Below are 19,164 nucleotides of genomic sequence, written 5' to 3' on the forward strand. Positions count from 1 at the left end.
GAGCCTCTGCTCGCCGCTCAGTGCGCCAGGATCGCCAGCAGCAGCAAGGCCACGATGTTGGTGATCTTGATCATCGGGTTCACCGCGGGACCTGCCGTGTCCTTGTAGGGATCGCCGACGGTGTCGCCGGTCACCGCCGACTTGTGGGCATCAGAGCCCTTGCCGCCGAAATGGCCGTCCTCGATGTACTTCTTGGCGTTGTCCCAGGCGCCGCCGCCCGAGGTCATGGAGATCGCGACGAACAGGCCCGTCACGATCACGCCGAGCAGCATCGCGCCGACCGCGGAGAACGCCGCCGACTTGCCGGCCACGCCACCGCCCGCGATGGCGTAGATCAGGAAGTAGACCACGATCGGCGACAGCACCGGCAGCAGCGAGGGGATGATCATCTCCTTGATCGCCGCCCGGGTCAGCAGGTCCACCGCCTTGCCGTAATCAGGCTTGTCGGTGCCCTGCATGATGCCGGGCTTCTCGCGGAACTGGCGCCGTACCTCTTCCACGATCGCGCTGGCGGCGCGTCCCACCGCGGTCATGCCCATCGCGCCGAACAAATACGGCAAGAGGCCGCCGAACAGCAGGCCGACAACCACGTAGGGATTGTTCAGCGAGAAGTCCGGATTGACGCCGGCGAAGTAGGGATGGTGCGCGCTGTCCGCAACGAAGAACTTGAGGTCCTGGTTGTAGGCCGCGAACAGCACGAGGGCACCGAGACCGGCGGAGCCGATCGCGTAGCCTTTCGTCACCGCCTTGGTGGTGTTGCCGACCGCGTCGAGCGCGTCGGTCGACTTGCGCACCTCCTTCGGCAGGCCCGCCATTTCGGCAATGCCGCCGGCATTGTCGGTGACGGGGCCGAACGCGTCGAGCGCGACGACCATGCCGGCCAGCGCCAGCATGGTGGCGGTCGCGATCGCGATGCCGAACAGGCCGGCCAAGCTGTAGGTCACCAGGATGCCGGCGATGATCACGATCGCGGGCAGCGCGGTCGCCTCCATCGAGACGGCGAGGCCCTGGATCACGTTGGTGCCGTGACCGGTCACCGAGGCCTGGGCGATCGACTTCACCGGCCGATAGTCCGTGCCGGTGTAGTATTCGGTGATCCAGATGATCAGCGCGGTGACGACGAGGCCGACCACGCCGCATTCGAACAGCGCCATGCCGGTATAGTCGACGCCGTCGAGCTTGCCGAAGCCGATCAGGTAGTAGATCACCAGCGCGATGCCAACCAGCGACAGGATGCCGGTTGCGATCAGGCCCTTGTAGAGCGCGCCCATGATCGACTGGCTCGGCCCCAGCTTGACGAAGAAGGTGCCGATGATCGAGGTGATGATGCAGATGCCGCCGATCGCGAGCGGCAGCGTCATCATGTTGGCAAGGATCGGCGTCTTGGCGAAGAAGATCGCCGCCAAGACCATGGTGGCGACCGCGGTCACCGCATAGGTCTCGAACAGATCGGCGGCCATGCCGGCACAGTCGCCCACGTTGTCGCCGACGTTGTCAGCGATGGTGGCGGGATTGCGCGGATCATCCTCGGGAATGCCGGCCTCAACCTTGCCGACGAGGTCGCCGCCGACGTCCGCACCCTTAGTAAAGATGCCGCCGCCGAGACGGGCGAAGATCGAGATCAGCGAGGCACCGAAGCCGAGCGCCACCATGGCGTCGACCACAGTGCGGCTATCGGGCGCCAGCTTCAGCGAATGGACCAGGAAGCCGAAATAGAGCGTCACACCGAGCAGCGCGAGACCCGCCACCAGCATGCCGGTGATGGCGCCCGCCTTGAAGGCGAGCTCGAGGCCGCCGGCCAGCGACGTTGTCGCAGCCTGGGCCGTGCGCACATTGGCGCGGACCGAGACGTTCATGCCGATGAAGCCCGCGGCACCGGACAGGATAGCGCCGATGGCAAAACCGATCGCGACATAAAGCCCGAGGAAATAGGCAAGCAGCACGAAGATGACGATGCCGACGATACCGATCGTGGTGTACTGGCGCCGTAGGTAGGCTTGTGCACCCTCAGCGACCGCTCCAGCGATCTCCTGCATGCGCGGCGACCCCGCATCCGCGCTTAACACCGAAGACGTCGCCCAAATCGCGTAGACGACGGAAAGCGCTCCGCAGAGCACAATCAACCATAATGCTGTCATGTGATTTTTGCCTCAGATCCTTGATGTACCCCCGGCGCCTTTTGTTGTCCGTCGTGCGGTGCGGCGCCTTGATTTTCGAACAAAGCCGCCCCTTGCCCAAAAGGGACGGCCTTAGTCAGCCGCAAGCTTGCCAAAATCAAATTGAGGGTGCAACGCCGGATGAGGCCGAAAAAGCCGATCTCGGCAAGTATTTAGGGCAAGTCCCGAGAACTAAGATGCCGGTTTGGAGCAATTCCTAGAAGTGGCTGTAGGATAGCCTTGTCAGGGCCAATTCCTGGCCCTGCCCGTCCAGGAAGCGCGGCCTCTCCGTCCCCGCGACGATGGTGCCGATCGCCGTGACGGCAAGGCCGGTCGTCCGCCCAGCGGCAATCAGTGCATCGGCCTGCGCCGGCGGGACGGTGCACAACACCTCGTAATCATCGCCCCCCGCTAGCAGCGTCTCGACGCAAACGATTTTGCGGGCGACCAGGCCCGCCGCCGCCGCTGAGAGCGGAACGCTTGCCACGTCGACCGTGGCCGAGACCCCGGACGCTGCGCAGAGTTTCACCAGATCGCCGGCGAGCCCGTCGGAGACGTCCATCGCCGCGGTCGCATGATCGCGCACGGCCCGCGCCAGCACATTGCGCGGCTGCGGCACGCGATAGCGCCGGACCAGGGCGTCCCTTGCTGCGGGATCGGTCGCGAGCGCCGCCGCAGCGGCGCCGCCGGTGAGCACGTCGAGGCCGAGCGCAGCATCGCCGATCGTGCCCGTCACCAGGATGCGATCGCCTGGCCTCGCGCCGGTACGGCCGACCATCCGCCCTTGAGGCACGCGGCCGAAGGCGGTGATCGAGACCATCTGCGGGCCCGGCGTCGAAACCGTGTCGCCGCCGAGCAGCGGACAAGCGAATTCCTTGGCATCCTCGCCCAGCGCATCCGCGAAGGGGCGCAGCCAGCCATCCTCCTTGCTGCGCAGCGCCAGCGTCAGCACGAAGCCGGCAGGCACCGCGCCCTTGGCGGCCAGGTCAGACAGGTTCACCCGCAGCGCTTTTTGCGCGATGGTGTCGGGCGGGTCCGTGGCAAGATAATGCACACCCTCGACGACGGCGTCGGTGGTGACGACGATATCGTCACCGGATGACGACAGCACCGCGGCGTCGTCGACCAGACCGAACGCGCCGGGATCAGTCGCCAGCGGCCTGAAGTAGCGCGCGATGAGGGAGTCTTCGGCGGAGGGAGTATTTGCCATCGGCGCTAGCCACACCCATCGCTGTCATCGCCCGGCTTGACCGGGCGATCCAGTATCCCAGAGGCGGTCGTGTCAAATCGATAGGCCGCGGCGTACTGGATCACCCGCCTTCGCGGGTGATGACAGCGGAGTATGGGGCAGCCATCGCGCATCAATTCACCGCCCTTGCGGGTAACTACCCCCGCCCGAACTCGTCGCCGCGAAACTGGCGGCCGATCTGGTCGAGCACGGCATTGACCATGCCGGTCTCCTCGCGGTCGACGAAGGCGTTGGCGACGTCGACATATTCGGAGACGACGACGCGGCCCGGCACGTCCTTGCGGTGCTCCAATTCGTAAGCCCCCGCCCGCAGCACCGCGCGCAGAATTGCCTCGATCCGCTTCAAAGGCCAGCCCTTCGACAGCGCCTCGTCGATCAGGGGGTCGAGCTTCTTCTGGTCGCGCACCACGCCCGAAACGACATCGCGGAAGAACGCGGCTTCGGCCGGCAGGTAAGTGTCGCCCTCGACCTCGTTGCCGAGCCAATGGCTCTCGAACTCGGCAAAGATGTCGTTGATGCCGGCGCCCGCGATATCCATCTGGTACAGCGCCTGCACGGCCGCGAGCCGCGCCGCACCGCGCCGGTTCGCCTTCTTCTCGGCAACGCCTGCCGGCTTTTTGGTGTTGTCGGCCATGGCTCAGGCCTGCGCCAGGCGGCGTTTGATGCGCAGCATCGCAAGCGCGGCGCGCGCGGCATCGCCACCCTTGTCGAGCTCGCTGGCGCGCGCCCGCGCCCATGCCTGCGCCTCGGTGTTGACGGTGAGGATGCCGTTGCCCAGTGGCAACTTGCGCGAAACCGCAAGGTCCATCAGCGCGCGCGAGGATTCCTGCGACACGATCTCGAAGTGAATGGTGTCACCGCGGATCACGCAGCCGAGCGCGATCACGGCGTCATAGGGCTTGCCGTTCGCCGCCGCGGCATCCACCGCGATGGCCACCGCCGCCGGAATCTCCAGCGCGCCGGGAACCGTGATGACGTCATGCGTCAGGCCGGCCGCCTTCAGCTCGGCAATGGCGCCGCCCAGAAGCGCGTCCTGGAGATCGTCATAGAACCGCGCCTCGACAATCAGCGCGCGCGCGCCGGAAATGTCGGTCTGGTCCTTCAGGGGTGCGCGCCGCGCGTCTGCCATCGTTCGATCCGTTCTACTCTACAGTGGTCGGCGCGTTATGTAGTCGCCGCAGGCACGTAAGCCAAGTTTTAAACCGTCATTTCCGTCAGCCGCGCCGCGTAGCGGGCCATCAAATCGACCTCGATATTGACCTCGGCCCCCGCCTTCCAGCCGCCGATGGTCGTCACCGTCAGCGTGTGCGGGATGATCAGCACCGAAAAGGTCACGTCCTTGACCGTATTGACCGTCAACGAGACGCCGTCGAGCGTGATCGAGCCCTTGGTGGCGATGAACCGCGCCAGCTCCCGCGTGGTCGACAGCTCGAACCGGGCCATGTCGGGCAGGTCCTCGCGGCTGACGATGGTCGCAATGCCATCGGCATGGCCGGCGACGATGTGGCCGCCGAGCTCATCGCCGATCTTGAGGGCGCGCTCGAGGTTGAGCTTGGTGCCCAGCTTCCAGAGCTTCGCCGTCGTCAGAGCCAGCGTCTCCGCAGCCGCATCGACCTCATACCAGGTTTTGCCGCCTGCGACGCCGGAGGCGACAACGGTGAGGCACACGCCGTTGCTGGCGATCGAGGCGCCGTCGGCGATGCTGGTCTGGTCATAGCTGCAGGCGATGCGCAGCCGGTGCAACTGGCCCTGCGCCACGGGCGTGAAGCTGACGATCTCGCCGATATCGGTGACAATGCCGGTGAACATTACGCGCGCTCGTAGATGGTGAGAGTATCCTTGTCGAATGTTTCGCTAGCATGAACCTTGTAGGCCTGCGACTGCGTGATTTTCGACAGGGGCAATGCATCGAGCGCATCGACGCCGCCCGTGCCCACCGCTTCCGCCCCACGGAACAGCCAAATCTCGTCGACGAGGTCGGCGGCGACGAACGAGGACGCAACCCTGCTGCCGCCCTCGACCATCAGGCGGGAGATGCCCTTCCCGGCCAGCGCATGCAGCGCGGCCGGCAAATCGAGCCCGGAGGCATTTGCCGGCGGGACGCGGATCACTTGCGCGCCGGTCGCACCGAGACGCGTCGCAGCTGCGGCTTCCGCAAGCTCAGATCCCACCACCCAGAGCGGCGTCTCGCGCGCGGAGCCTATGAGCCTGCTCGCGCCGGGAATGCGCAGGCTCTGATCGAGCACCACGCGCACCGGCGAGCGCGGCCCCATGCCCGGCAGGCGGCAGGTGAGAAGCGGATCGTCCGCCAGCACCGTGCCGATGCCGACCAGGATCGCATCGCTCTGGGCGCGGAGCAGATGCACGCGATTGCGCGCCGCTTCGCCGGTGATCGCGACCGGCTTGCCGCCGGCAGCGCCGATCTTGCCGTCGGGCGAGACCGCGAGCTTCAGGATCACATGCGGACGCTTGTCCCGGATGCGGCGGAAATGCCCGGCATGGTCGAATGCGGCTTCCGCCGCGCACAGGCCCAAATCTACCGTGATGCCGGCGGCGCGCAGGCGCGCATGCCCCTGTCCCGCGACCTCAGGATTGGGATCCTCGATCGCCGCCACCACCCGCTTGATGCCGGCTGCGATCACAGCATCGGCGCAAGGCGGCGACTTGCCGAAATGCGAGCACGGCTCCAGCGTGACGTAGAGCGTGGCGCCCCGCGCCGCCTCGCCTGCCCGCAGCAAGGCCTCGGGCTCGCCATGCGGCCGCCCGCCGGGCTGCGTCCAGCCCCGCCCGACGATGACCCCGTCCTTCACAATGACCGCGCCGACGGCCGGATTGGGCCAGGTGCGCCCCTGCCCGCGCTTACCCAGCGCCAGCGCAAGTTGCATGAAACGAAAATCGGCGTCCTTAGCCTCGCGGGCCCTCTGCGCGAACTGATCTTCCAGGATACGGAAGATCATTTGCGGATCGCGGCGAGCCGCGCTTCCTCCTCACCGGAGAGCTCGCCGAGCACCTCGGCGAAATCCTTGGCCTCGCGGAAATTGCGGTAGACCGAGGCGAAGCGCACATAGGCGACGTCGTCGAGCGTGCGCAGATGCTCCATCACGGTCTCGCCGATCACCTCGGAGGAGATTTCGGCCTCGCCCCCGGTCTCGAGCTCGCGCACGATGGTGGAGACCATCTTCTCCACCCGCTCCGGCTCGACCTGCCGCTTGCGCAAGGAGATCTGCACCGAGCGCATCAGCTTGTCGCGATCGAACGGCACGCGGCGGCCGTTGCGCTTGATCACGGTGAGCTCGCGCAGCTGCACGCGCTCGAACGTGGTGAAGCGGAAATTGCAGGCGACGCACACGCGCCGCCTGCGGATCACGGAAGAGTCCTCGGTCGGACGCGAGTCCTTTACCTGCGTATCGAGACTGTTGCAGTTCGGGCAGCGCATCCGCTTGGCCTAGCCTTACTGATAGATCGGGAACCGGTCGGTGAGCGCCTTGACCCGCTCCTTGATCGCGGCTTCCACCAGCGGCGCCTTGCCGTCGTCGGACTGCGCGATCGCGTTCAGGACCTCGGCGATCATGCCGCCGACCTGCTGGAATTCGGCGACGCCGAAGCCGCGGGTGGTCGCCGCCGGGGTGCCGAGACGCAGGCCCGAGGTGACGAAGGGCTTTTCGGGGTCGAACGGAATACCGTTCTTGTTGCAGGTGATGGCGGCGCGAACCAGCGCCTTCTCCGAGACGTTGCCCTTCAGGCCCTTCGGCCGGAGGTCGACCAGCATCAGATGGTTGTCGGTGCCGCCGGAGACGATGTCGAAGCCGTGGCTCTTCATCGCCTCGGCCAGTGCCTTGGCGTTCTCGACGACGTTCTTCGCATAGACCTTGAAGTCCGGACGCAGCGCCTCGCCAAAGGCAACCGCCTTCGCCGCGATCACATGCATCAAGGGGCCGCCCTGCAGGCCCGGGAAGATCGCCGAGTTGAGCTTCTTGGCGAGCGCCTCGTCGTTGGAGAGGATCAGGCCGCCGCGCGGACCGCGCAGCGACTTGTGCGTCGTCGTCGTGGTGACGTGGGCATGCGGCACGGGCGAAGCATGCACGCCGCCGGCAACGAGGCCCGCAAAGTGAGCCATGTCGACCAGGAGATAGGCGCCGACCGAGTCCGCGATCTCGCGGAAGCGCTTGAAGTCCCAGGCGCGCGAATAGGCCGAGCCGCCGGCGACGATCAGCTTCGGCTTGACCTCTTCGGCCTGCTTGGCGACCGCGTCCATGTCGATGATCTGGTCCTCGCGGCGCACGGTGTAGTGCGCAGCCTTGAACCACTTGCCGCTCATGTTGACGGGCGAGCCGTGGGTGAGATGGCCGCCGGCCGCGAGATCGAGACCCATGAAGGTGTCGCCGGGCTGCAGCAGCGCCAAAAACACAGCCTGGTTCATCTGGCTGCCGGAGTTCGGCTGCACGTTGGCGAAATTGGCGCCGAACAGCTTCTTGGCGCGATCGATCGCGAGGTTCTCGGCGACATCCACCCACTCACAACCGCCATAGTAGCGCGCGCCCGGATAGCCTTCCGCGTATTTGTTGGTCATGACCGAACCCTGCGCTTCCAGCACGGCCCGGCTGACGATGTTCTCGGAGGCGATCAGCTCGACCTCGTGGCGCTGCCGGCCGAGCTCGCCCTTGATGGCGGCGGCGATTTCCGGGTCGGCCTGCTCGAGCGAGGCGGTGAAAAACGAATCGGGCGCGGAGGCGGTTTTGGCTGCGGTCATCTTGCGAATATCTCCACCGCCGCAGCCTTTTGGCGGGCTACGGGCGGTCTGGTGTGGCGATCGGAAGCGGCGAGCGCGATCTACCACATCGCCCGCAACAGGCCAAGCATTTGCGGGTCGGGGGCGAGATTTGTGCAAGATATGGTGGGGAGCGGAGGTTTTCGGCAACGGGCCGGCCTGAGGGAATCGCCCGTCCGTTACATCCGAAATGGGGCCGCTTCGGGCCTTTAATTCCTCATGCCCGAAGCCGCGGGTACGGCAGAAATCGCGTCACAGCCCGGTATACCCCGCCTTCACGGGGTCCACGCTGCCATCGAGCTGGCGCAGATAGGTCAGGCCGCAAACGGTCAACCTATGGGGGTCCTTCTCGCCGGCCTCCATCAGAGTAGTGAGATAGTTCGTGACCTTTGCCCGTGCCTCCTCGCTGGCCGCGGCGGTGCGGTTGGCGAGCAGGTCATAGGTCTGCATGATGCGGTCGATGGCGGCTTCCATGGCACCCTCTGGTTCTCTTGAATTTCGGAGTCTTGTTCAGGCAACCGCGCGGGCCTCGGACTGCGTCTCGAACCACGTGATCGCCTTGTTGGCGAGCCTGATCTTGTTGAATTCGCCCTGTTGGAGCAGCTTCACAATAATCCCCAGCAGGTGTTCGTCGGTGACGAGGGTATCGGGGATCGCGCCGGAGCGGCGAAGGTAGTTCGCGGCGATGGCGTAGGCCTCGCTCACGAGTTCCACGTTCATCGCCTGAAGCCCGCGCTCGACCAGCATCGACTTGTCTCCGATCCGAAGGAGATAAGCGCTGAGGCCGGAGCTGGTTCCGCATCGCGAGCAATTTTTTCGCAGGTGCACAAAGTAAAACGCACCGGTCCGGGGCAACTCCGGGCCGGCGCGCTTGGGGAAGTTCAGGCACGTTCGGGAAGCCTGCCGGTCTTGTTGGGGGCCGGCTTGGCCTTGATCCCTTAAGAAAACTCAGAGCCGATAGAGGATCTGGTCGGTCCAGAACCGCTCGAGGCGATGCAGCGACTTGTTGAGGGTCGAGAACTCCTCGCCAGAGATGCCGCCGACCTGCTCCACCGTCTTGACGTGCTTCTGGTAGAGCGTATCGACGATGCGGCGGACTTCCTGGCCCTGCGGGGTCAGGCGGATGCGCACCGAGCGGCGATCGACGCGCGAGCGCTGATGATCGAGGAAGCCGAGCTCGACGAGCTTCTTCAGATTGTAGGAGACGTTGGAGCCGAGATAGTAACCGCGCGTGCGCAGCTCGCCCGCGGTCAGCTCCTTGTCGCCGATGTTGTAGAGCAGGAGCGCCTGCACCGAGTTGATGTCCGCACGACCGCGGCGATCGAATTCATCCTTGATCACGTCGAGGAGCCGGCGATGCAGCCGCTCCACCAGAGTCAAAGCTTCCAGATAGAGCGACTGCACCGAACCCTGCTGGCCGGAGACGCGCTCTGCGGTATCTGCCGCAGTTGCGACGGCTTTCATCATGACACTTCCCCTGTTGTCGTTTTTATCGACACTTATTCGACGAAACTTGTGCTCCGTCTGATAGGTGCAACTTAAGGGGCTCGTTTGAAGATCGGCTTAAATAAGAGAATAAAGAGATCATGAATTTAAGACAGTGAATTGCGGATTAAGCCTGTGCCACAAGCACTTTTCGCAACGCTCTGTTGACCTTCGCAAGGTCCTGTTCACCCTCCGTCCGCCCCCGTTGTCGCATTCCAGAACAGCCCCGCCCCGTTTCGAAACGGGCGCGTAACGGCTGTGGCGGAACACAGCTGGTCAACGAAAACTTACCGCAAATTTTAGGCAACCAACGGTCAACCAAGAGCAACACTCTGGTGTCCCGGACCAGCGCCGCTCTCGTGTCCCAGGGCTGAACAGATCGTAGGATGGGTAGAGCGAAGCGAGACCCATCATCCACCGCGCGGCCACATCGATGGGTTTCGCTTCGCTCTGCCCATCCTACAAGAGATCGCCTACGGCGGCCGTTCGCGCGCGGCCATCCAGGCGAGCGCGAGATAGGCGGCGAGCATGAAGGCCTCGACCCCGACGACGATCAGGCTGCCGCCGTAGATGCCCGGGAACATCAGCTCGATCACCGCCATCGACACCACGGTCGTGAGCCACACCACCGCACCCCAGGGCGTTGCCAGCCACAGGCCGACCGCGGCGACGAGCTCGATCACGGCGAAGTAGACGGTCGCGGCCTGCCATGCCATCGACTGGTTCTCGAACGCCTCGTCCTCGCCGCCGACGAAGCCCGTCACCTGCGCCCAGTGATAGAGACCTTTCAGGATCGAGAGCAGCGCCATCACCCGCAGGAACAGCACGAGGCGGCGCGTCCAGACATTGTCGTCGGACTCCGAGCGCTCCGACGAGATCGCAGCCACCGACATCGCGCTGTCTCGGGCATTGTCTCTGACGGCGTCCCTGGGGCTGCCGTCACGGGCCGCATCGCGGGTGGAGATCTCGGACATGGGCCCCTTCTGGCTGCTTCGGCCCGCAAAATCAATCGGCTGCCCAAATCGCTTCCGTTCTGCCTTGCGGCAGGTCAAGCCGCGGTGGCGGGAACCATGCGAGCTGGTATAAGAATAATTCCAGCGGGAGGAAGAGTGATGGCGATAAAATACGGACGTCCGATCGAATTGCGCGAGGTTTCTCGCCGGGATGGCGCTGGCGCCTCCCCTGCCCTCGATCTGACCGTCCGCCCCCGCCGCAACCGCAAGGCCGAATGGGCCCGACGCATGGTGCGGGAGAACGTGCTCACCACGGACGATCTGATCTGGCCTCTGTTCCTAATCGACGGCAACAACAAGCGCGAGCAGGTCGCCTCGATGCCCGGGATCGAGCGCCTCAGCGTCGACCAGGCGGTGCGCGAGGCCGAGCGCGCGATGAAGCTGACCATCCCCTGCATCGCGCTGTTCCCTTACACCGACCCCTCCCTGCGCGATGAGGACGGTTCTGAAGCGTCCAATCCGAACAATCTGGTCTGCCAGGCGGTGCGTGCAATCAAGAAGGAGTTTCCGGAGATCGGCGTTCTCTGCGACGTCGCGCTCGATCCCTTCACCAGCCACGGCCATGACGGCTTGCTCTCCGACGGCAAGATTTTGAACGACGAGACGGTCGCCGTGCTGGTGCGTCAGGCGCTGGTGCAGGCCGAGGCCGGCTGCGACATCATCGCGCCCTCCGACATGATGGACGGTCGCGTCGCCGCGATCCGCGAGGCGCTGGATCGCACAGGCCTGCTCGACGTGCAGATCATGGCCTATGCGGCCAAATACGCCTCCGCCTTCTACGGCCCGTTCCGCGACGCCATCGGTTCGGCCAAAACGCTCACCGGCGACAAGCGCACCTATCAGATGGACAGCGCCAACACCGACGAAGCGCTGCGCGAGGTCGAGCTCGACATCGCCGAAGGCGCCGACATGGTGATGGTGAAGCCCGGCATGCCCTATCTCGACGTCGTCCGCCGCGTGAAGGACACCTTTGCGATGCCGACCTTCGCCTACCAGGTCTCCGGCGAATACGCGATGATCGCGGCCGCCGCGAATAACGGCTGGCTCGACGGCGAGCGCGCGATGATGGAGAGCCTCCTGGCGTTCAAGCGCGCCGGCGCCGACGGCGTGCTGAGCTACTTTGCACCGAAGGCGGCGGAGAAACTGCGCAGCCAGGGGTAAGGTGCCGTAGGGGGGCAAAGCGAAGCGTGCCCACCACCTTTATCGAATCGAGAGAATGGTGGGCACGGCGCTGCGCGCCTTTGCCCACCCTACAGCATCTCGCCTGCGGCCCCCGCCGCCGAATCGCCGGAATATTTCGGCTTGTTAATGTCCCTGCGCCCTTGGCACGGGGATGGCCTGTTCCCATGTCCTGCTCGAGGGTTTTCCCTCTGTTCCCCCTGGGAGGACGGACCAATGTCGTATGACTCGGGCAACTCAGGCGCCTGGCGCAATGACGGCGGGGCGCAACCGCATGCCTACGACCCCTATCTGCATCCGGAACTGTTCCGCGGCGTTGCGACGCGGCGCGCATTCGCCTTCCTGATCGACATGGTCGTGATCTCGGTGCCGGTCATCCTCGGCTACGTCTTCATCGCATTGTTCGGCGTGGTCACCCTCGGCATCGGCTGGGCGCTGTTCTGGCTGGCCTGGCCGGCCTCCGTGATCTGGGCCATCGTCTACTATGGCGCCTGCATCGGCGGTCCCTCGTCGGCGACGGTCGGCATGCGCCTGATGGATCTGGAGCTGCGCACCTGGTACGGCGCGCCCGGCTATTTCGTGCTCGGCGCCACCCATGCCGTGCTGTTCTGGGTGACGGTCTCGTTCCTGACGCCCTTCGTGGTGCTGGTCGGACTGTTCAACGGCCGCCGGCGCCTGCTGCATGACATTGTGCTGGGAACGGTCGTGATCAACAATTCCATCCGCGCCCCGGAGCCGCAGGCCGCGAGGACCTACTGAGCAACGACCTATCAACCAGGACCATCTAAGCTGACTGATCTGACCTGCCGAGCTGACCAATTGACCGGGGGCTTCCGTAGCGCGATGCTGATACTCACTTCGGAGGCCCACGACGTCCCTTGACCCAGCACTCGCGCGACACCCCCCAATTTTACCTTACGGCGCCCTCGCCCTGCCCGTATCTGCCGGGCCGGCATGAGCGCAAGGTGTTCACGCACCTCGTTGGGGAGCGCGCCGGTGACCTCAACGACCTCCTGACCCATGGCGGCTTCCGCCGCAGCCAGTCGATCGCCTACCGGCCGGCCTGCGACCAGTGCCGCGCCTGCGTCTCGGTCCGGGTCGTCGCCAACGAGTTCCGTCCCTCCCGCAACTTCCGCAAGGTGATGGCACGCAACGCCGACATCATCGGCGAGCAGCGCAGCGCAGTGCCCACCTCCGAGCAATATTCGGTGTTCCGCGCCTATCTCGACGCCCGCCACCGCCACGGCGGCATGGCCGACATGACCGTGCTCGACTACGCCATGATGGTCGAGGACAGCCATGTCGAGACCCGCATCATCGAGTACCGCAAGCGCGGCCCCGACAGTGGCATCACCGGCCGCGGCGAGGAGCTGATCGCGGTGGCGCTCACCGACGTGCTCAGCGACGGTCTGTCGATGGTTTATTCGTTCTTCGAGCCTGGCCAGGTCAGCCGCTCGATGGGCACCTTCATGATCCTCGACCACATCGCCCGCGCGCGACGTCAGGGCCTGCCTTACGTTTATCTCGGCTACTGGATCGAGGGCTCGAAGAAGATGGACTACAAGGCCCGCTTCCTGCCGCAGCAGCGCCTCGCGCCCTCAGGCTGGCTGCGCATTGACGCGCAGGGGGATACGGCGTCCGAACCGCAGGATTAGTTCTCTCGTCATGCCACGCGAAGGCGGGGCATCCAGTACGCCGCGGCAGTTGTGGTGAGAGCGAGCTCTACGACTAACGCCTCTGGGATACTGGATCGCCCGCCTTCGCGGGCGATGACAGCGTTAATCGCTCACCCAAAAAGCGTATCCGCCAGCAGCTTCAGATTCAAAATCACGATCACGCCCGCGACGATCCACGCGATCGCGGCGACGTAGGCGGGAATCGCGAACTGGCCCATCTTGCGGCGGTCGGAGACGAAGCGGACCAGCGGGATGACCGCAAAGGGCAGCTGCATCGACAGCACGACCTGACTGAACACCAGCAAATCGGCCGTGCCGCGCTCGCCATAGATCGCGGTCACGACGATCACGGGGACGATGGCGATGCCGCGCGTGAGCAGGCGGCGCGCCCAGCTCGGCAGGCGCAGGTCGAGAAAGCCTTCCATCACGATCTGGCCGGCGAGCGTCGCGGTCACCGTCGAGTTGAGGCCGGAGGCGAGCAGCGCCACCGCGAACAGCGTCGAGGCGATGCCGAGGCCAAGCAGCGGCGACAACAGCTCGAAGGCCTGGCCGATCTCGGCGACATCGGAATGGCCGCTCTTGTGGAAGGTCGCAGCCGCCACGACGAGGATTGCGGCATTGATGAACAGCGCCAGCATCAGGGCGATGGTCGAGTCCGTCGTCGCCCATTTGATCGCCTCGCGGCGGCCGGTGTCGTTGCGTTCATAGGCGCGCGTCTGCACGATCGAGGAGTGCAGGTAGAGATTATGCGGCATCACGGTCGCGCCGATGATGCCGATCGCGATGTAGAGCATTTCAGGGTTGGTGAAGATCTCGCTCTTCGGCATGAAACCGCGCAGCACCTCCGCGACCGGCGGGGCCGCGGCCACGATCTGGACCGCGAAGCACACCGCGATCACCGCGAGCAGTGCGATGACGAAGGCTTCGAGGAAGCGGAAGCCGCGGTTCATCAAAATCAGAAGCAGGAAAGCGTCGAGGGCTGCGAGCAGCGCCCCGCCGATCAGGGGAATGCCGAACAGGAGCTTGAGCGCGATCGCGGTGCCGATGACCTCGGCGAGATCGCAGGCGATGATCGCCGCCTCGCAGGCCAGCCAGAGCAGGAAGTTCACCGCCGGCGAGTAGGTGGCGCGGCAGGCCTGCGCCAGGTCGCGGTCGGTGACGATGCCGAGCCGTGCCGCCAGCGACTGCAGCAGGATCGCCATCAGGTTCGAGAGCAGGATGACGGAGAGCAGCGTGTAGCCGAACTTCGATCCGCCCGCGAGGTCGGTCGCCCAGTTGCCGGGGTCCATGTAGCCGACCGACACGAGATAGCCCGGACCGACAAAGGCCAGCAGCCGCCGCGACCAATGGCCAGCGGCCGGGATCGCGACTGTGGAATTGACCTCGGCGAGGCTCTTGGTGGTGGGCGCATCCGTGCGCCAGCCGGCGGCGTCGGGGCTCAGGTGGGGTGATCGGGCATCCATGGGGCGAGAATACCGAACTTCCTCCTTATTGCAACTCATTTGCAACTGCATCTAGCGGCATGGGTTCCCGTCCCGGCCGGGATGCGGCCATCCTGTCGGAAAGCGGGTGGGTTTGGCGGGCCTCGCAGCCGGATACTGGCGCCAACCCGTACTTTGCAGGACACGAGCCATGTCAAACCCGCCCCGTCTCCCCGACACCTTTGGCCGCCTCGCCTGGTCCAACCTCGCGGCGCAGTCGGCCGAGCAGATCGCATTGGCCGCAGCCCCCATCGTCGCCGTGCTCACGCTCGGGGTCGCGGAAGGCCAGACCGGCCTGTTGCAGACCGCCCTGACCCTGCCCTTTGTGCTGTTCGCCATTCCGGCCGGCCTGCTCGCCGACCGCATCTCGCGCCGCTCGCTGATGGCAGGGGCCGAGGCGCTACGGGCGGTGGCGCTCGCCACCATCGTGCTGCTGCTGGCGCTCGGCGCCCTCAATCTTCCGCTGCTGGCGCTGCTCGGCTTCGCGGCGGTGTGCGGCACCGTCGTCTATAGCGTAGCCGCGCCGGCGCTGGTGCCCTCGCTGGTGAGCGCGGAGCTGTTGCCGGCAGCGAATGCGCGGATCGAGCTCGCGCGCACCATCGCCTTTGCCAGCGGGCCTGCGCTCGGCGGCGCGCTGGTCGGCTGGTGGGGCGCGAGCCCGGCCTTCGGCTTCGCCGCGGCGCTCTCGGCGATTGCGGTGGTGCTGCTCTCCGGCATCTTCGAACCTGCCCGCGCGCCGGCGCCGCGGCGCCATCCGTTCCAGGACATCCGTGAAGGCGCGGCCTTCGTGTTTCACCATCCGCTGCTGCGGCCGGTGTTCATCACCCAGTTCATCTTCAACACCGGCTGGTTCCTGCAGATCGCCGTGTTCGTGCCCTACGCCGTGCGCCATCTCGGCCTGACCGCCGCCGGCGTCGGCACCGTGCTGACGATGTACGGCGTCGGCATGGTGATCGGCGCGCTGCTCGCCACCCGCGTGATGCAGCGTATCGCCTTCGGCACCGTCGTCGGTCTCGGCCCGGTCACCGGCTTCGTCGCCGCCGTCGTGATGGCGCTGACGGTGCTGGTCCCCTCGCCCTGGCTCGCGGCCTTGAGTTTCTTCCTGCTCGGCGTCGGGCCGATCCTGTGGGTGATCTCGACTACGACACTGCGCCAGTCGGTGACGCCGCCGCGCCTCCTCGGCCGCGTCTCCGCCATCAACATCATGAGCTACGGCGCCCGCCCGCTCGGCTCGGCACTGGGCGCGGTCGTCGGCGGCCTCTGGAGCGCGGAAGCGTGCCTCTATCTCGCGGCCGCCGTGTTCGGCGTGCAGGCGCTGGTGATCTGGCTGTCGCCGGCGGTGGCGCTGCATCGGCAGCCGGACATGGTGGGAGACGAAGTGGCGGTGGGGTTCTAACGAGCCGGCCACGACGCAGCTCGTCGGATCCGGTCAACACTGGCTCGGCCCGTGCGCAGAGCGCGCGGATCAAGAATTCGCCAAACCAGTCTTGAAGTTGCAACTTTTTCATGTTGCACTTTGGGCGCGACACCGACCCCTTTCGGCCAATATTGCCGCGCCGTTTCCATGTCGGGAATTTTCGGACGCGGCTTCCTGTCTCATTCGCGCTTTTGAATTTGGATTTCATCACCCTCCTGGAGATTGCCATGCCCCATCGTCAGCCTCCGATCGACCTGTCGAAGTTTCACACTGACGACAATGATTTCGCGCATTTGTCATTGAAGAACCTGATCGACGCCCGCGAACTCTTCCACATTCACTTGATGCGGCATCCCAACGTCGTCGCCACCGCGATCGGCCGCTACCGCATTCGCAAGGGAGACAGCTGGCCGCATGCCAGGAAAAAGCATCACGGCAAGGGCGTACGGCGCCTCGACAACTCGGAAATCCGCCCCTACTCGTGGCCCTGTATCCTGGTCTTCGTCTCGGAGTGGCAGAACCCGAGCGAATTCCAGTCCCGGCCGGGCGATCTGATCCCGAGCACGGTGTTCATGCCGGACGGCTCGAAAGTCCCGATCTGCGTCATCGAGGCCCCCAGGGAATCGGAGACGTCCATCGAGGCACCGAACGACATCAGCTATCCCCTCAACAACATCGGTCCGGGCAACCCGCTGATCGCCAACGTCCAGGGGCAAAGATTTCTCGCGACGATCGCCTGCCTGGTCAGCGACGGCCACAAGTTCTATGCCCTGACCAATCGCCACGTTGCGGGAGAGGAAGGCGAGCCGGTGAACGCGATCTTGGCGGGGACCGAGGAGCGCATCGGTGAGACCGCCGCCAAACAGCTTACCCGCCTTCCGTTCTCGTCGCTTTACCCAAACCTCACGCTCAGCGACACCTTCGTGAACCTCGATGTTGGGCTCGTCGAGATCGACGATATCTCGCGCTGGACCACGCAAGTCAAAGGCATCGAGGGCACGGTCGGACCGATGGCTGACTTCTCCGGCTCCAACCTCTCACTGAGTCTGGTCGGATGCGCCGTGCGCGGCATCGGCGCGGCCAGCGGGACCATGCTCGGGGAGATTCACGGCCTCTTCTACCGCTACAAGACCAGCGGCGGATTCGAATATGTCGCCGACCTGATGATCGGACCGCGGACACACGAGGCGGCAGGCAAGCAGGCGGCGACGAAGTTCGCAACGCTGCCGGGAGACTCTGGAGCGCTCTGGTTGCTCGAGCCGGCCGGAAAAGCGGATGCCGACGATAGGGACAAGGCCGCCAACGCTCAGTACCTGCCGCTGGCCATGCAGTGGGGGCGCAATATGCTCTATTCGGCAGACAAGGCTCCGCCTCAGGGCTTCGCGTTGACCACCCTGCTGTCGCGCACCTGCGCTCTGCTCGAGGTCGACTTCGTGCGCGGGTGGAACATAGATCAGCCCGACACCTGGGGCGCGCTTGGACATTTCTCCATCGCCTCGCGAACGCTGGTCGCGCTGTCGACCCGCTTCCCGAAGCTGAAGAAGCTGATGGAGAACAATCTCGCCATCATCAGCCATGAGGACGCGGCCCTCGACGAGGGCGACTTCAAAGGCATGGGGAGCGAGGATTTCGTGCCCATGGCCGACGTTCCCGACTTCTTCTGGAAGCCGCGTGTCGCTAAGCAGGGCTTCGCCCGCCAATTCGAAGGCAGCAATCACTTCGCCGACATGGATCAGCCCGGTCCGCAAGGCAAGACGCTGCTGGATCTCACCAAGAATGACGCCAACGTCGACCCGAACGTCTGGGAAACCTTCTACGATGGCATCACCGACATCCTCAGCGGCGAGAAGATCAAGGAAGATCGGCGCGGCCTGCTGCCGTTCCGCGTCTGGCAGATCTTCGACCAGATGTGCGACTTCGCCGCGAAGGGCAAGGCCGAGGAATTCGTCTGCGCTGCCGGCGTGCTCGCCCACTATCTCGGAGACGCCTGTCAGCCGCTCCATATTTCCTATCTGCACGACGGCGATCCCGGACGCGCGGTCAAGCATGTCTTCAGCAAGGGAAAGAAGGCTGGACAGACCAAGCTGCAAGCGCTCGGCATGGGCGTCCACAGCGCCTATGAGGACGCCATGGTCTTCGAGAACCGCAAGGCCATTCTCCAGGGACTGAAGCAAACGCCCAAGGTTCAGCAATCCGAGCTCGTCGCCTCCGGCCGCGACGCGGCGATCGCGACGATCAAGTTGATGCGCGAGACGTTCAAGTCGTTGCCGCCTGCGAAGGTCGTGCAGGCCTATGTCGACGTGGGCAAGGGTGGCAAGGCCGCCTCTGCCAAGTTGTGGTCCCTGTTCGGCAAGAAGACCATCGGCGTGATGCAGGACGGCGCGCATCTGCTCGCCGTGCTCTGGGAAAGCGCCTGGCAGATCGGCAATGGCGAGACGAACGTAACGCGGCAAGGCGCCCTGACCCAGAAGAAGGCCATGAGCATCGTCCAGAACGAGAACTTCCTGCCCTCGTTCACCATCGGACAGATCGGCAAGGTGCTGCGCGGCCTGCCGGCGGCGGCGTCTGGACAAGCCGGTGCCAAACCGGCTTCGCCCAATCGCAGGACCACAACGACGCGCCAGCAGCGCGGGGGCCAATCCAAGCCGGACCGCGGACGAACGTCCACGACGAGCAGGCGCGTCACAGTGCGTCGCTGATCCGCTTCGAACGTCCGGACGCTCGCTCCTGCGGCGTCCGG

General features: G+C 65.2%; 18 protein-coding genes. 5 read left to right on the forward strand and 13 right to left on the reverse strand.

What is annotated here, in order from left to right:
• Positions 1-17 precede the first annotated feature (17 nt).
• The 12 genes from IVB26_RS23420 to IVB26_RS23475 all read right to left on the reverse strand — a co-directional run bounded on the left by IVB26_RS23420 (position 18) and on the right by IVB26_RS23475 (position 10,632).
• On the reverse strand, positions 18-2,138 hold the full coding sequence (locus IVB26_RS23420) for a sodium-translocating pyrophosphatase (protein ID WP_247967599.1): 2,121 nt from the start codon (positions 2,136-2,138) through the stop codon (positions 18-20).
• A 235-nt stretch (positions 2,139-2,373) separates the two neighbouring features.
• Positions 2,374-3,366, reverse strand: coding sequence for a thiamine-phosphate kinase (thiL, locus tag IVB26_RS23425; RefSeq protein ID WP_247967600.1), 993 nt, complete (start codon positions 3,364-3,366; stop codon positions 2,374-2,376).
• Between the two features lie 175 nt (positions 3,367-3,541).
• Positions 3,542-4,039 carry a transcription antitermination factor NusB gene (nusB, locus tag IVB26_RS23430; protein WP_246932800.1) on the reverse strand — a complete coding sequence of 166 codons (498 nt, stop codon included), beginning with the start codon at positions 4,037-4,039 and terminating at the stop codon, positions 3,542-3,544.
• A 3-nt stretch (positions 4,040-4,042) separates the two neighbouring features.
• Positions 4,043-4,534, reverse strand: coding sequence for a 6,7-dimethyl-8-ribityllumazine synthase (ribH, locus tag IVB26_RS23435; protein WP_247967601.1), 492 nt, complete (start codon positions 4,532-4,534; stop codon positions 4,043-4,045).
• Between the two features lie 68 nt (positions 4,535-4,602).
• Positions 4,603-5,214, reverse strand: coding sequence for a riboflavin synthase (locus IVB26_RS23440; RefSeq protein ID WP_247967602.1), 612 nt, complete (start codon positions 5,212-5,214; stop codon positions 4,603-4,605).
• Positions 5,214-6,362 carry a bifunctional diaminohydroxyphosphoribosylaminopyrimidine deaminase/5-amino-6-(5-phosphoribosylamino)uracil reductase RibD gene (ribD, locus tag IVB26_RS23445; RefSeq protein WP_247967603.1) on the reverse strand — a complete coding sequence of 383 codons (1,149 nt, stop codon included), beginning with the start codon at positions 6,360-6,362 and terminating at the stop codon, positions 5,214-5,216. The genes IVB26_RS23440 and ribD overlap by 1 nt, the downstream gene beginning before the upstream one ends.
• Positions 6,359-6,841 (reverse strand): transcriptional regulator NrdR, encoded by a 483-nt coding sequence (nrdR, locus tag IVB26_RS23450; RefSeq protein WP_028135990.1) that lies wholly within the window; start codon positions 6,839-6,841, stop codon positions 6,359-6,361. The genes ribD and nrdR overlap by 4 nt, the downstream gene beginning before the upstream one ends.
• Positions 6,842-6,856: 15 nt before the next feature.
• Entirely contained in the window at positions 6,857-8,155 is a 1,299-nt protein-coding gene (gene glyA / locus IVB26_RS23455) for a serine hydroxymethyltransferase (RefSeq protein WP_247323395.1), read from the reverse strand.
• A 270-nt stretch (positions 8,156-8,425) separates the two neighbouring features.
• Entirely contained in the window at positions 8,426-8,647 is a 222-nt protein-coding gene (locus IVB26_RS23460) for a hypothetical protein (RefSeq protein WP_028144414.1), read from the reverse strand.
• 36 nt (positions 8,648-8,683) lie between these two features.
• Entirely contained in the window at positions 8,684-8,920 is a 237-nt protein-coding gene (locus IVB26_RS23465) for a hypothetical protein (protein WP_246927124.1), read from the reverse strand.
• A 201-nt stretch (positions 8,921-9,121) separates the two neighbouring features.
• Entirely contained in the window at positions 9,122-9,640 is a 519-nt protein-coding gene (ldtR, locus tag IVB26_RS23470; protein WP_106952563.1) for a transcriptional regulator LdtR, read from the reverse strand.
• A 491-nt stretch (positions 9,641-10,131) separates the two neighbouring features.
• Positions 10,132-10,632: a DUF6163 family protein gene (locus IVB26_RS23475; RefSeq protein ID WP_246927126.1), complete on the reverse strand. Its 501-nt coding sequence runs from the start codon at positions 10,630-10,632 to the stop codon at positions 10,132-10,134.
• Positions 10,633-10,770: 138 nt separating this feature from the next.
• Here IVB26_RS23475 and hemB point away from each other — a divergent pair, with 138 nt between their 5' ends.
• The 3 genes from hemB (at position 10,771) to IVB26_RS23490 (ending at position 13,505) form a co-directional block, all read left to right on the forward strand.
• Complete coding sequence (gene hemB / locus IVB26_RS23480; RefSeq protein ID WP_247967604.1) at positions 10,771-11,832, forward strand: porphobilinogen synthase; 1,062 nt, start codon at positions 10,771-10,773, stop codon at positions 11,830-11,832.
• A gap of 234 nt (positions 11,833-12,066) precedes the next feature.
• Positions 12,067-12,609 carry an RDD family protein gene (locus IVB26_RS23485; protein WP_247967605.1) on the forward strand — a complete coding sequence of 181 codons (543 nt, stop codon included), beginning with the start codon at positions 12,067-12,069 and terminating at the stop codon, positions 12,607-12,609.
• 119 nt (positions 12,610-12,728) lie between these two features.
• On the forward strand, positions 12,729-13,505 hold the full coding sequence (locus IVB26_RS23490) for an arginyltransferase (RefSeq protein WP_246927132.1): 777 nt from the start codon (positions 12,729-12,731) through the stop codon (positions 13,503-13,505).
• A 131-nt stretch (positions 13,506-13,636) separates the two neighbouring features.
• On the opposite strand, the gene IVB26_RS23495 is transcribed toward IVB26_RS23490, so the two are convergent.
• The gene (locus IVB26_RS23495; protein ID WP_247967606.1) at positions 13,637-14,989 is read right to left on the reverse strand and encodes an Nramp family divalent metal transporter; all 1,353 of its coding nucleotides are present in this window, start codon (positions 14,987-14,989) and stop codon (positions 13,637-13,639) included.
• A gap of 169 nt (positions 14,990-15,158) precedes the next feature.
• Between IVB26_RS23495 and IVB26_RS23500 the strand changes: the two genes are divergently transcribed.
• On the forward strand, positions 15,159-16,403 hold the full coding sequence (locus tag IVB26_RS23500) for an MFS transporter (RefSeq protein WP_247967607.1): 1,245 nt from the start codon (positions 15,159-15,161) through the stop codon (positions 16,401-16,403).
• A gap of 248 nt (positions 16,404-16,651) precedes the next feature.
• Positions 16,652-19,123 (forward strand): hypothetical protein, encoded by a 2,472-nt coding sequence (locus tag IVB26_RS23505; RefSeq protein WP_247967608.1) that lies wholly within the window; start codon positions 16,652-16,654, stop codon positions 19,121-19,123.
• Positions 19,124-19,164: the final 41 nt, after the last annotated feature.

It is taken from the genome of Bradyrhizobium sp. 195 (assembly GCF_023101665.1).
GTDB lineage: Bacteria > Pseudomonadota > Alphaproteobacteria > Rhizobiales > Xanthobacteraceae > Bradyrhizobium.